Below are 13,137 nucleotides of genomic sequence, written 5' to 3'. Positions count from 1 at the left end.
GCGTTAGCCGCCGTTAACCTGCCTCCCATGGCATCTGCGAACACTGTGACCCTCGAAGTCGACGGCGGCGTCGGAACGATCCGGCTCGACCGCCCCCCGATGAACGCGCTGGACATCTCGATCCAGGACCGGCTGCGCGAGCTCGCCGAAGAGGTGGGCCGGCGTGACGACGTGCGCTCCGTCGTCCTGTACGGCGGCGAGAAGGTCTTCGCCGCCGGCGCCGACATCAAGGAGATGCGGCAGATGGACCACGCGGCGATGATCGTCCGCTCCCGCTCCCTCCAGGAGTCGTTCACGGCCGTGGCCCGTATCCCCAAGCCCGTCGTCGCCGCCGTCACCGGCTACGCGCTCGGCGGCGGCTGCGAGCTGACCCTGTGCGCCGACTTCCGGATCGCCGCCGACAACGCCAAGCTCGGTCAGCCCGAGATCCTGCTGGGGCTGATTCCCGGCGCCGGTGGCACCCAGCGGCTCGCCAGGCTGGTCGGACCCTCCCGCGCCAAGGACCTGATCTTCACGGGCCGTCAGGTCGCGGCGGACGAGGCTCTGGCGATCGGTCTCGTCGACCGGGTGGTCCCGGCGGCCGAGGTCTACGAGCAGGCGCACGCCTGGGCGGCGAAGCTCGCCAAGGGGCCGGCGCTCGCGCTGCGCGCGGCGAAGGAGTCGGTCGACGCGGGTCTGGAGACCGACCTGGAGACCGGGCTCGCCATCGAACGCAACTGGTTCGCAGGCCTGTTCGCCACCGAGGACCGGGAGCGCGGGATGCGCTCCTTCGTCGAGGACGGTCCGGGCAAGGCCAAGTTCCTCTGACCCACTGCCTGTTGGACATGGCGACGGGTTCCGTCAAGTGGCCTGACGGCTTAGCCCCACCTTAAGAGAACCTTAAGAAAAAACGCTTGATCGCGTGTCGCGACCGTTCGAACGCGCGGTGTCACCGCAGGTCAGTCAGGCTGTTCGGCAATGCGTACTGCCGGTGGCATATGCCAAACACGCCCCCCGGAATGACTCATTCCGGGGGGTTGATTCCCCAGGAACGCCCCCGGAGCGCCCTCGCTGCGGCCATGATGGTGGGCATGGCGGGCCTGGAGGATGTGGAGCAGCCGCAGCGAAGCGGCCATGCGTCCACGGTGCGGCGGACACCGGCCGTCGAGGACGAACAGGCGCTTCAGGCGCTGGAATTGTTCGGTAATCCGACGGACGCGGAAGTCCGGCTGCCGTCCCGCCCCGAGTCGGCGGCGGCCGCCCGGCGGATCACCCACGGTGTCGTACTGCGCCAGTGGGCGCTTTCGCCGCAGACCGCCGAGTACGCCGTCCTGCTCGTCTCCGAACTCGTCGGCAACGCCGTCCGGCACACCGGCGCCCGGGTCTTCGGGCTGCGGATGCTGCGGCGCCGCGGCTGGATCAGGATCGAGGTACGGGACCCGTCGCGCGGGCTGCCGTGTCTGATGCCGGTCCGCGAGATGGACACCAGCGGCCGGGGCCTGTTCCTGGTCAACCGGCTCGCCGACCGCTGGGGCGTGGACCTCTTACCCAGGGGCAAGACCACATGGTTCGAGATGCGCGTCGCCGACCGACAGCTGCCCTGACGTACCGCCGCTCAGGAGGGCCGCGACGAGCCGATAATCTGAACCCGTCCATACGGCATGAACGAAGGGGCGGAATCAGTGGCGGACATCGACGACGTGCGCAAGGCGTTCGACCAGTTCGACGCGGACGGGGACGGCCTGATCACGGCCGCCGAGTACAAGAGCCTCATGGCTCGGCTCGGCGACCACTACGTGACGGAGCCCGTGGCCCAGGCAGTCATCAACGCCCACGACGGCAACGGTGACGGGCTGCTGAACTTCGACGAGTTCCTGGCCGCCCGCAGCAAGGGCTGACACGCGACCGGCGCGCGGCGGCCCCCGGGTCCGGAGGGCCGCCCACCGGATCCGCCGTACGGCATTCGCCGCAGCCGAGCTGGCGCGCGACAGCGGCGGCGGAGACGATCATCCGGTGATCTTCCCGGGACCCATCGCAGGCGATGTCACCGAGGCAGGCCGCCGGCGGACCGGCGCGGGCCCCGGTGCCGGTCCCGCGAGCGCGCCGCCGCCCGCCACGCGACCGACCCCCCGTACCAAGGCCCTGCTCGCGGGCGGGGCCGTGCTCGCCGTGCTGATCGCCCTGCTCGGTGTCGGCGCCGCCACCCACGGCACCGGCGAGCTGCACATCCCCGCCGCGGGACCCACCACCCTGCTGCGCGCCGCCGTCTTCGCCGCGCTGGCCCTGCACATCGGCGAGCTGGCCGGTCACCGGTTCGCGCGTACCGGTCCCGCGCCCCGCAGTTGGGCCGTGCCCGCCGCACTGACCGGAGCCGCCGCGGCGGCAGGTCAGATCCTGGTGCTCTCCGAGGTCAGCGACCTCGACATCGCCTCCGTCTACGGCACGGTCGACGGCCGGCTGCTGCTCGTCATGGCCAACGGCTTCCTGCTCGCCGCCGGCTGCGCCGCGCTGAGGCGGCCGTTCCTCGCCGCGCTGCCGCTGGCCGTCGTCATCGGCGCCGAGGCCCTGCGCGCGCACCCCGAGGCGTACACCCCGCTGCTCGGCACGGCCCTCACCGTCGTCCATCTCACCGCCGCCTCCGTGTGGACCGGCGGCCTGTGCCACGTCCTGCGCACGATGTGGCTGCGCAGGGCCGACAGGACCGAGGCGCGCGCCGTCCTCGCCCGCTACGCCCGGGTCGCCGGCTGGCTGCTCGCCGCCCTCACCGCGACCGGCACCGTGTCGGCGCTGCGCCGCCTGCCGTTCGACGTGGTGCTCAGCTCGGCGTACGGCCGGGTCCTCATCGCCAAGCTCGCGCTCGTCGCCGTGGCGAGCGGCCTGGCCCTGCGCGCCAGAGGGCGGCTGCGGGGCGGCCGGGACGCGGGCGGGCCCGCCCGCGCCGAACTGGCCGTACTGTCCTGCGTCGTCCTCGTGTCGGCCGTGCTGACCGTCGTCCCCGACCCGCACTGGCTCAGCGTCCGCTGACGGCCGCCCCGTGCCTGTTCCCGGCCGTACGGGGTAGACGCCGCCGGGGATCACCGGGCGGCGAGGCGGGGGACGAGATGGGGACAGCGGTCCATGTTCCGCAGACGCGGGACATGATCGGTGACGAGCTGTCCGGCGACGAGGCGTGGGCGGCGCTGCGCCGCTACGGCGGCCGCAAGCTGCTCGTCGACGCCTTTCTGCGGTTCCGTTACGCGGACGGCTTCAGCAACGCCCGCGCGCTGGCCTTCCAGATCGTCCTGGCGCTCGTGCCGTTCACCATCGCGCTGGTCGGGGTCGCCACCACCGTGCACACCGAGAGCGTCGGCCGGGTCGTGGAGCTGACGCTCGGCCGGATCGCGCCGGGGCCCAGCGCCGAACTCGTACGCGACTCGCTCGACCGGTCGCGGCGCGGCGCGGGCGCCGGGATCGGCGCCGCCATCGCCGTCTGGCTCGGCCTCGGCTTCGCCACCGTCAATCTCGCCGCCGCCATGTCCCAGATCGAGCGCGGCGCCAACCGCATCTACGGCATCGAGCGCGACCGGCCCTTCGTGCTCAAGTACGGCAGGGCGCTGCTGCTCGTCGTCATCGCCGGACTCCCGCTGATCGGGGGGTTCCTGGTGCTGGTCGGCGGCGAGGCGGTGGGCAGCGCCCTGGACGAGACCTTCGGCTGGGGACAGGGGCTGCGCAACGCCTGGGACTGGCTGCGGATCCCGGTCGGGGTGCTGCTGACCTGGGTGGCGTCGGCGGCCCTGTTCCGCTGGGCGCCCCGCCGCGACCAGCCGGGCTACACCTGGCTCGCCTTCGGCTCCGCCGTCCATCTGGTGCTGTGGGTGGCGGCGACCTGGCTGCTCGGCCTGTACGTCGACCGCAGCGGCTCCTTCGGCACGGTCTACGGGCCCCTGACCGCCTTCGTCGCGCTGCTGCTGTGGGCCAACCTCGCCGCCATCGCCCTCCTCCTCGGCGTGGCCTTCGCCGCCCAGCTGGAGGCCGCGCGCGCCGGGCTGCGCGACGCGGTACGGCCCGATCCGGGTCCCGGCGCCTAGGGCCTGTCGGGTGGATCGTGCCGGGCTCGCGGGGGCCGGCACCGCGCCTCGCGGCGTTGTCGTCGGTCGGCGACGCTCCGCGTCGCCTCCCTCCTCCGCCTTGCGATCCACGACACCGGCTCCCGCTCCCTGATCCGGCCCGATCCACCCGACAGGCCCTGGGCGCACGACCGGGGGTCTGTGCGAAGGCGCCCGAAGGCCCTTGCTACTACCCCCGGTATCCCCGGCCCTTCGTTGGGCCGATGGGGTGAATCAGTGCGCCATGCCGGTGACAAGGGCAATCCCCGCCTCCCTACCTCGCGAATGTGTCGGTGGGAGTGCCCGCGGTGGCGCGGGCGCCGAGAGAGATGGGGCGTGATGGGCGCAGAGCACATCGACACCCGACTGCTTGAAGAACTGACCGAGCAGTCACAGGACCTGAACAGCGACGCCTTGCGCATCACGGGCAGCGCGCTGGCGGACTTCGCCGAGTCCGCGGGCCGACCGGAGCGGTGGTGGCAGCGGGGAGGCGTGCTGGCAGGCGCGATCGGCGCCGCGGCCCTCTTCGGCCCGAACCGGGCGATGGCCGCGACGTCGGCCGACGACATCATGGCGCTGCAGACCGCGGCGTCCATCGAGAACCTGGCCGTCAGCGTCTACCAGACAGCGGCAGGCCTGCCGTTCATCAAGAACGGCAACAAGACGGTCGCGGCGTTCATCGCCAAGACCACCCAGCAGCACCAGGCGCACGCCAAGGCGTTCAACGCGGCGGCGACCCAGGGCGGCGGCAAGGCGCAGACCGGGCCCGACCCGAAGTACGCGGCCATCGTCAAGCAGACCCTGCCGTCGATCAAGACCCCGGCGGACGTGGTCAAGCTGGCCATCACGCTGGAGGACGTCGCCGCGCAGACGTACACCAAGAACGTCGGCCAGGTCAGCGACCCGCAGCTGCGCAGGCTCTTCGCCTCCGTCGCCCCCGTGGAGGCGCAGCACCGCTCGACACTGCTGTCCGTGCAGGCGCTGCTCGCCGCCGGTGACGCCAGCCTGATCGCCATCCCCACGGATGCCGCCAAGCTGCCCGCCGCCGCCGGCACCGTCGGGATCCCCGACACCTTCTACCCGACCAAGGATGCCTCGCCGATCTCTGAAGGGGCCGTGAAGTGAGTACCAAGCAGGGCGGCTGGGAGCTGCCCATCAGCGAGGGTCAGCTCGACCGTCTCACCCACGAGATGGAGGAGGCGCACCGCGAGACACTGCCCGCGATGCGCGCCAGTGCCGCCGATCTCACGGAGCAGATCAAGTCCGACCGGCGGCGGTTCCTGCTGGGCGCCGGCGGGGTCGGCGCCGCGTTCCTGCTCGCCGCCTGCTCCAGCGACAAGGACTCGTCGGCCTCCCAGTCGTCGGCCGGCGACGCCCGGTCGCCCGCCGCCGTCTCCGACAAGGTCACCTACACCGGCGACCTGAAGATCGTCGCCCTGGCGGTCGCGCTGGAGAACCAGGCCGTCGGTGCGTACAAGGCGACGCTGTCCGCGGCCAAGGCGGGCAAGCTCGGGACCGTACCGCCGGCGGTGGCGAGCTTCGTCACCAAGGCGATGGCGCAGCACGAGGACCACGCGAAGGCGTGGAACGCGGTGCTGACCGGCGCGGGCAAGCCGGCCATCACCAACGTGCCGCTCTCCAACCAGCAGCAGGTCACCAGCGCGCTGTCGAAGGCGACCAGCGTCGCCGACGTGGCGAAGCTGGCGCTCCAGCTGGAGGACCAGGCGGCGCAGACGTACCTCTTCGCCACGTACAACGTGAAGAGCGCCGGCGGGATCGAGACCGCCGCCACCATCGCGCCCGTCGAGGCGATGCACGCGGCGATCCTGCACTTCGTCCTCGGCCAGTACCCGGTGCCGGACACGTTCCTGCCCACCGACAAGGCGGCCAAGCCGAGCCTGCTGACCGTCTGACGGTCGGCCGGACGGCGCGAGCCGTGTGACAGCGACGGGTGCGTGCCCAGGAACGGGCCCATGCCCCCGGTTACGGAACCGGGCACGCACCACCGTTGCGGCGCGACTCCTCCAGCGACTCGACACGCGCTGCCTGTTCCTCGGTGAGGACGTCACACACCCAGTCCCAGTGCAGCGCCACCCGGTCGCCGGGGGAGAGCCCGCCGATCAGCGACCTGCCGCCCGTCGACCAGCGCACCACCTGGCGGCGCGGCTCCCCGGTCACCATCCGCGTACCGTCCCAGACGAGCGGACGCGACCGCGCCACCGCCGTCTCGCCGTCGACCTCGCACACCACACCGGTGCGGATCCGGCACTGGTCGAGCACGCCCAGCGCCGTAGGACTGCCGCCGGCGCGCAGCATCCGCGCCCACGGGTACACGTCGAACACCTGGAAGCTGTGATGGGCGAGGGCGCGCTGCCCCGCCTCCTGCCACGTGCCGCCGAGCTGGCCGCGGAACCGCTCCCGCATCCGGTCGAGCAGCGCACCAGGATCGGCCAGCTCCAGCAGGTCGTTGCCGAGCCAGTACGCCTCGACGACGCGCGGGTCCAGCGGATCGGCGAGCCCCGCCGACTCGGCCAGGAACTCCAGATAGCACCACGCGCCCTCGAACTGCCGCGCCCGCCGCTCGATCCCGGCGCTCCCGCCGGGCGACAGCAGCGCGGAGGCGTCCGCCGGGCCGCAGTAGCCCAGTTCGTTCGGCGGATAGGCGTACCGCGCGAAGAGCACCGCGCCCTCGGCGCTCATCAGCAGATCCTCGGCAACTGCTCACCGATGGGCAGGCCGACCACCCGGGTGCCGCCGAGACCCGTCCGGGCGACGACCATGCCCGGATGGTCGGGCACACACGTGCCGATCCGGCACGCCGAGCCGCCCAGCGGATGCGCGCGCATGGCGGCCAGCACCTCGTCGGCCGCCTCGGCCGGTACGACGGCGAGCAGCTTGCCCTCGTTCGCGACCTGGAGCGGATCGAGTCCCAGCAGGCTGCACGCGTCCCGCACGGTCTCCGGGACCGGCAGCTCCTTCTCGACCAGCTCGACGCCGACCTGCGAGGCTCGGGCGATCTCGTTCAGTGAGGCCGACACACCGCCGCGGGTGGGGTCGCGCAGGACGCGCACGTCGGCGCCGGTGGCGAGCATGCGGGCCACAAGCCCGTGCAGCGGCGCCGTGTCGCTCTCCACGGTCGTGCCGAACTCCAGACCGTCCCGGCAGCTCATGACGGCGACGCCGTGCACGCCGATGTCGCCGCTGACGAGCACCGCGTCGCCGGGCCGCGCGCGGCGCGGGCCGATGTCGACGCCGTCGGCGATCACCCCGATCCCCGAGGTGTTGATGTACACCCCGTCGCCGCTCGCGCTGTCGACGACCTTGGTGTCGCCGGTGACGAGCCGGACCCCGGCCGCCTGCGCCGCCTCGCCCATGTCCCGGGCGATCCGGCCGAGTTCGGCGAGCGGGGTGCCCTCCTGGAGGATGAAGGCGGTCGACAGGAACAGCGGGGTCGCGCCGGACATCGCCAGGTCGTTGACCGTGCCGTTCACGGCGAGATCACCGATCGACCCGCCGGGGAAGAACATCGGCTTCACCACGAACGAGTCGGTGGAGAAGGCGAGCCGGCTGCCGTCACCGGCCGACACGACCGCCGAGTCGCCCAACTCGGCGCTGGCGGCGGCCCCGTACCCCGGCAGGAACAGATGCTCGATCAGTTCGCCCGACATCGCGCCGCCGCCGCCGTGGCCCATCACGACGGTCGGGGTGTCCCGCAGCGGCACCGGGCAGACCCAGCTCTCGAAGTCGAGATCGGCTGCGTGTTGCATGGCTTCAGTCACTTCGAATCGACCAGTTCCAGTCGGCGGTAGGCGTGGTAGGCGGCGCACGCGCCCTCGGAGGAGACCATCGTCGCGCCGAGCGGGCTGCGCGGCGTGCACTCCTTGCCGAAGGCGGCGCACTCGTGCGGCTTGATGAGGCCCTGCAGGACCTCGCCCGACCGGCACAGCGACGACTCGGCGGTGCGGATGTCCGCCACGTCGAACCGCAGCTCGGCGTCGAACTCCCGGTACTTCGGGGCCAGTCGCCAGCCGCTGCGCGGGATCATGCCGATACCGCGCCAGGTGCGGTCGGTCACCTCGAAGACGTCCCGCAGCATCTCCATCGCCGGGACGTTGCCCTCGGCGCGCACGGCGCGCTCGTAGGCGTTCTCCACCTCGTGCCGGCCCGCTTCGAGCTGGACGACCGTCCTGCGGATGCCTTCGAGGATGTCCAGCGGCTCGAAGCCGGTGATCACGATGGGGACCCGGTACTTCGCGGCGAGCGGCGGGTACTCGGCGGTGCCCATCACACTGCACACGTGCCCGGCGGCGAGGAACGCCTGCACCCGGCAGGTCGACGACTCCATGACGGCCGACATCGCGGGCGGCACCAGCACGTGCGAGACCAGCAGCGAGAAGTTCGGCACACCCAGGCGCGCGGCCTGATACACCGTCATGGCGTTGGCGGGCGCGGTGGTCTCGAAGCCGATGCCGAAGAAGACGACCTCCCGGTCGGGGTTCTCCCGGGCCAGCTTCAGCGCGTCGAGCGGCGAGTACACCACCCGTACGTCACCGCCGGCGCTCTTGACGGAGAACAGGTCCCGGCCGCTGCCCGGCACCCGCAGCATGTCGCCGAAGGAGCAGAAGATCACCCCGGGGGTCGCCGCGATGGCGAGCGCCCTGTCGATGATCTCCAGCGGGGTCACACAGACAGGACAGCCGGGGCCGTGGATCATCTCCACGCCCTCGGGCAGCAGTTGGTCGATGCCGTGCCGGATGATCGAGTGGGTCTGGCCCCCGCAGACCTCCATCATGGCCCAGGGCCTGGTGGTGGCCGCGTGGATCTGGTCGAGCAGCCGCTTCGCCAGCTCGGGGTCGCTGAACTCGTCGAGATACCTCATCGGCCGGCTCCTTCGGGCAGCGGCGCCTGCCGCACGGGTGCTTCCGACAAACCCGCCTGCTCGGCGGCGAGTTCGAAGCCGTCCCCGAACTCCTCGGCGAGGATGCCGAGTTTCTCGAAGTTGGCCAACGTCTCCTGCGCGGAGCGTTCGTCGAGGCGCTGGATGGCGAAACCGACATGGACGACGACGTATTCACCGACCGTCACGTCGGGGATGTACTGGAGGCACACCTCCTTGCGTACGCCGCCGAAGTCGACGTCGGCCATCAAGGTGCCGTCGACCTCGGCGGTACTGAGGACACGCCCCGGAACTGCCAGACACATGGTCTCTCTTCTCTGTGGTTCTCTCGGTGCTTCGGCGGACGCGGTGCGCTCAGCCCGAAGCCGCGATGAGCAACTGGCCGAGCGCGATTCCGCCGTCGTTCGGGGGGAGCAGCCGGGGCCGCAGCACGGTGAAGCCCCGCCCGGCCAGGGTCCGTTCGGCGCCTTCGAGCAGCACGGCGTTCTGGAACACACCGCCGCCGAGCGCCACCACGTCGAGGCCCGTCCGGCTCCGGCAGTGCTCGGCGAGGTCGCCGACGAGGGTGACGACGGCGGCGTGGAAACGCGCCGCGATCAGTTCGCTGGCGGTACCGGCCCGTACGTCGGCGACGACGGCGCGGATCACCGGACCCGGATCCGCGATCACCGGCTCGTCGGAACCGGTGGCGGCGGCGGAGTCGAGGCCGAAGGCATAACCCGTCCCCGCCGGTACGCCGACGCCGCGCGCCAGACCCTCCAGCGCGACGGCCGCCTCCGCCTCGTACGCCACCTCGTGCCGTACCCCGGCCAGTGAGGCGACGGCGTCGAAGAGCCGGCCCATGCTCGACGTCGGCACACAGCCGAAGCCGGTCCCGAACTGGTGGACCAGCACGTCCCGTTCCCTGGCCGGGCAGGCGGCGACCGCCGGAATGTCCTCGGCCCAGTCGACCCCGGCCGCGTGCAGATGCGCGAGCGCCATCCGGTAGGGCCGCAGCACACTCGCGTCACCGCCCGCGAGCGGCACGTAGCGCAGCCGCGCCGCCCGGTGGAACGACTTGTAGCCCGCGACCAGCACCTCACCGCCCCAGGCGGCCCCGTCCGTGCCGTGCCCGGTGCCGTCGAAGGCGACCCCGATCACCCGCTCACCGGCCTCGACGCCGTGCTCACCCATCACGGAGGCGATGTGCGCGTGGTGGTGCTGGACCGTACGGACCGGGCGGCCCGCCGCGTTCGTCCTCGCCCACTCCGCCGAGCGGTAGTCGGGATGCCCGTCCGCCACCAGCTGGCCGGGGGAGACGCCGGTGAGCTGTTCCAGCTGGGCCTCGGTCGCGGTCAGCGCCTCGACCGTGGCGAGGTCGTCCATGTCGCCGATGTGCTGGCTCACCCACGCGTACCGGCCCTCCGCCAGCGCGCAGGTGTTCTTCAGGTCGGCCCCGACAGCGAGCATCGGCGGCACCCCGAACGGCAGCGCCAGCGGCAGCGGCGCGTACCCGCGCGAGCGGCGCAGCGGCAGCTCCGCCCCGGCGACGAACCGGCTCACCGAGTCGTCGCACGGCATCTGGATCTTCCGGTCGTGCCGCAGCCAGGCGTCGACCAGCGGCGCCAGCTCCGTCAGCGCCCGCGCGTCGTCGGTGACGATCGGCTCGCCCGAACGGTTGGCCGAGGTCATCACCAGCGCGTCGGGCCCCGCCGGATCGTCGCCGATCCCGAACAGCAGCGTGTGCAGCGGTGTGTAGGGCAGCATCAGCCCGAGGTCGGGACTGCCCGGCGCCACCTCGTCGGAGAGCCCGGGGCCCGTCCTGCGCGGCAGCACGACGATCGGCCGCCGTACACCGGTCAGCAGCGCCTCCTCGTCCTCGCTCAGCGACACGAGCCCGGCGGCGGTCCCCAGGTCGGCGACCATCACGGCGAACGGCTTGCCGCCGCGCTGCTTACGGCGCCGCAGCTCCGCCACCGCCGTGTCGCTGCGCGCGTCGCAGGCGAGGTGGTAGCCGCCGAGCCCCTTGACCGCGACGATCCGGCCTTCGGCGAGCAACTGCCGCGCCACCCGCAGCGCTTCGGCGCCGTCGGCGGGCGAGCCGTCCTTGCGGATCAGTTCGAGCCGCGGCCCGCAGTCGTGGCAGGCGATCGGCTGGGCGTGGAAGCGCCGGTCGCCCGGATCCTCGTACTCCGCCCGGCACGCCTCGCACATCTCGAAGGCGGCCATCGTGGTCGCGGCCCGGTCGTAGGGCGTGCCGGTGACGATCGTGAACCGGGGGCCGCAGTGGGTGCAGGAGATGAAGGGGTGGCGGTGGCGCCGGTCCGCCGGGTCAGCCAGCTCGGCCAGACAGTCCTGGCAGGTCGCGACGTCGGGGGAGACCAGGGTGCGGGCGCGGTCGCCCCCGGTGGAGTCCTCGATGGTGAATCCGGTGCCGCCGCGCGTCGGCTGCTCGGAGGTGTGGACGGCTTCGACGACCGCGAGCGGCGGCGGGCGCTCGATCAGCCGGCGGCCGAACTCGGCGACCGCCGGCTCGTCGCCCTCGACCTCGGCGACCACTCCGGCCGGGGTGTTCGTCACCCAGCCGGCCAGCATGAGTTCCGAGGCGAGGACATAGACGAACGGCCGGAAGCCCACACCCTGCACGACGCCGTGCACCTCGTACCGCCGCCGGACCCGGCTCGTACCGCCGCTGCCCATCATGGCGAGACCGGCCAGCGCCTCGCGCGCCTTGGCCCGGTCGATCAGCTCCACGGCGAAGCCCATGTGCAGCAGCACCCAGTCACCCACGGCGGGCGGTGCGTCGAGCATGCCGATGTTGACGCGCCGCCGGGCGCCCTCGACGTCGACGAGCGCGAGCTGTCCCGCGTACCCCTCGACGATCTCCACGACCTGACCGGGAATGCCAAGGCACATGTTCAAGGGCTCCTGGGCTCGGCGGGTTCGGCCGGCACGAGCCGCCGGACCAAGGTGCGTACCGCGTCGAGCGCTTCGGGTACGGCGGCGGAGACGGCATCGCTCAGTCCGATGCCCTCCTCCACCCCGGCCGGGGTGCAGCCCACGACGTAGGTGACCGGAAGAGTACCGCCCAGTTGGCCCAGATTTGCCAGTACTGCGACCGGATTCATCCCGTGTGCATCGAATTCACCCGTACCGAGGTCGTCGGGCCCGACTTCGAGCACGGTCACCTCACCGGCGGCGCCGCCGCCCGGATACGCGTCGACCAGCACCAGCGCGTCGTACCCGTCGAGCAGGTCGTACGCGAGGTGCATGCCGCGGATGCCGTAGTCCGTGACCCGGACCGACGGCGGCAGGCCGCCCTCGCCCGCCAGCCGCCGTACGACCTCGGGGCCGAAGCCGTCGTCACCGAGGAAGAGGTTGCCGATGCCGGCGACCAGTACGCCGTCGGCCACGGTCAGCCTCCGCCGGACTGCAGGTCCGGCGCGTCCGGGTGGTTCGGTGACTGCGGGTCGACCGAGGTGTCGGACTTCTCGTCCGAGCCGCCCTCGGGGCGGTCGGCCGGGCCGCCGGACGGCTTGTCGGAGCCGGTGTCGCGTGAGCCCTTGGCGCCGCGCTCCTCCTGTGGCTCCTCCGCCCGGTCCTCTGCTGGTGTGTCGTTCTTCATCGGATCCATGTCCTTACATCGCGCGCATGCGCAGGTAGCGGCGGACGTCGGGGATCGACATCACACCGACGACAACGGCCACGGCCGCGGCGGTCGCCGCGACGCCTGTGGTGATGATTCCCAGGGTCTTCACGATCGGCTCTCCTCTCGGTGTTCCGGCTCCGGTTCCGGGTGGCTCCCGGCGGGCAGCGGTTCCAGCTCGTCGGGGGCGAAGTAGAAATACCGGCCGTACCAGTCGTGCATGTCGGCCGCCGGATCGTCGACGAGTACGAGCGCGACATGCACCCCGCCGTCGACGTCCGAGAGCACGGCGGTCACCCGCGCCACCTGCCCGGCGAAGAACAGGTCCTGGGCGTCCGCGCGGCGGGAGGGGTGCACCCGTACGAGGCTGCCCTTGGCGACGCTGACGCCGTTGATCACGACCGCGTCGGTCGCGGGCCGGAAACCGGCGTCCGCCGCCGGGTCCCACCAGGGCGCGCCGCCGGTGTCGAAGGACGCGGGCTCCGCGTCCCGCAGATCGGCGGGCGCGCCGGGCAGTTGGGCGGGCGCGGAAGGCGCGGCGGGCGCCTCGC

Annotated in this window: 14 protein-coding genes and 1 pseudogene; 7 read left to right on the top strand and 8 right to left on the bottom strand. The window is 72.4% G+C overall.

The window, feature by feature from the left end; translation table 11 throughout:
- The first annotated feature begins 27 nt into the window (after positions 1-27).
- From HY68_RS03235 to HY68_RS03205, 7 genes are all read left to right on the top strand, one after another.
- Positions 28-807, top strand: a complete 780-nt coding sequence (locus tag HY68_RS03235; protein WP_041984193.1) for an enoyl-CoA hydratase-related protein — start codon at positions 28-30, stop codon at positions 805-807.
- 251 nt (positions 808-1,058) lie between these two features.
- Complete coding sequence (locus HY68_RS03230) at positions 1,059-1,583, top strand: ATP-binding protein (protein ID WP_198533383.1); 525 nt, start codon at positions 1,059-1,061, stop codon at positions 1,581-1,583.
- Between the two features lie 78 nt (positions 1,584-1,661).
- A complete protein-coding gene (locus tag HY68_RS03225; protein ID WP_041984191.1) occupies positions 1,662-1,877 on the top strand; it encodes an EF-hand domain-containing protein in 216 nt (71 codons plus the stop codon).
- 244 nt (positions 1,878-2,121) lie between these two features.
- Positions 2,122-3,003 carry a CopD family protein gene (locus tag HY68_RS03220; RefSeq protein ID WP_241778727.1) on the top strand — a complete coding sequence of 294 codons (882 nt, stop codon included), beginning with the start codon at positions 2,122-2,124 and terminating at the stop codon, positions 3,001-3,003.
- A 77-nt stretch (positions 3,004-3,080) separates the two neighbouring features.
- The gene (locus HY68_RS03215; RefSeq protein WP_041984189.1) at positions 3,081-4,046 is read left to right on the top strand and encodes a YihY/virulence factor BrkB family protein; all 966 of its coding nucleotides are present in this window, start codon (positions 3,081-3,083) and stop codon (positions 4,044-4,046) included.
- A gap of 357 nt (positions 4,047-4,403) precedes the next feature.
- Positions 4,404-5,189: a ferritin-like domain-containing protein gene (locus HY68_RS03210; protein ID WP_041984187.1), complete on the top strand. Its 786-nt coding sequence runs from the start codon at positions 4,404-4,406 to the stop codon at positions 5,187-5,189.
- Positions 5,186-5,977, top strand: coding sequence for a ferritin-like domain-containing protein (locus HY68_RS03205; RefSeq protein ID WP_241778460.1), 792 nt, complete (start codon positions 5,186-5,188; stop codon positions 5,975-5,977). The genes HY68_RS03210 and HY68_RS03205 overlap by 4 nt, the downstream gene beginning before the upstream one ends.
- A gap of 70 nt (positions 5,978-6,047) precedes the next feature.
- On the opposite strand, the gene HY68_RS03200 is transcribed toward HY68_RS03205, so the two are convergent.
- The 8 genes and pseudogenes from HY68_RS03200 to HY68_RS43435 form a co-directional block, all read right to left on the bottom strand.
- Positions 6,048-6,764, bottom strand: coding sequence for a DUF6390 family protein (locus HY68_RS03200; RefSeq protein WP_041984184.1), 717 nt, complete (start codon positions 6,762-6,764; stop codon positions 6,048-6,050).
- Positions 6,764-7,831: a hydrogenase expression/formation protein HypE gene (gene hypE, locus HY68_RS03195; protein ID WP_041984182.1), complete on the bottom strand. Its 1,068-nt coding sequence runs from the start codon at positions 7,829-7,831 to the stop codon at positions 6,764-6,766. Before hypE ends, HY68_RS03200 begins: the two co-directional genes overlap by 1 nt.
- 8 nt (positions 7,832-7,839) lie before the next feature.
- On the bottom strand, positions 7,840-8,943 hold the full coding sequence (hypD, locus tag HY68_RS03190) for a hydrogenase formation protein HypD (RefSeq protein WP_041984180.1): 1,104 nt from the start codon (positions 8,941-8,943) through the stop codon (positions 7,840-7,842).
- A complete protein-coding gene (locus HY68_RS03185) occupies positions 8,940-9,266 on the bottom strand; it encodes a HypC/HybG/HupF family hydrogenase formation chaperone (protein WP_041984177.1) in 327 nt (108 codons plus the stop codon). The genes hypD and HY68_RS03185 overlap by 4 nt, the downstream gene beginning before the upstream one ends.
- A gap of 49 nt (positions 9,267-9,315) precedes the next feature.
- Positions 9,316-11,856, bottom strand: a complete 2,541-nt coding sequence (gene hypF, locus HY68_RS03180) for a carbamoyltransferase HypF (protein WP_078863401.1) — start codon at positions 11,854-11,856, stop codon at positions 9,316-9,318.
- A 2-nt stretch (positions 11,857-11,858) separates the two neighbouring features.
- Entirely contained in the window at positions 11,859-12,353 is a 495-nt protein-coding gene (locus HY68_RS03175; protein ID WP_198533201.1) for a hydrogenase maturation protease, read from the bottom strand.
- Between the two features lie 2 nt (positions 12,354-12,355).
- Positions 12,356-12,565, bottom strand: coding sequence for a hypothetical protein (locus HY68_RS03170; protein ID WP_157874279.1), 210 nt, complete (start codon positions 12,563-12,565; stop codon positions 12,356-12,358).
- Between the two features lie 129 nt (positions 12,566-12,694).
- Positions 12,695-13,137 (bottom strand): annotated as a pseudogene (locus HY68_RS43435) (hypothetical protein); the annotation flags it as partial.

It is taken from the genome of Streptomyces sp. AcH 505, from assembly GCF_000818175.1.
Lineage (GTDB): Bacteria > Actinomycetota > Actinomycetes > Streptomycetales > Streptomycetaceae > Streptomyces.
Note: the sequence above shows the minus strand (reverse complement) of the source record. Positions and strands in the feature narration are given on the sequence as shown.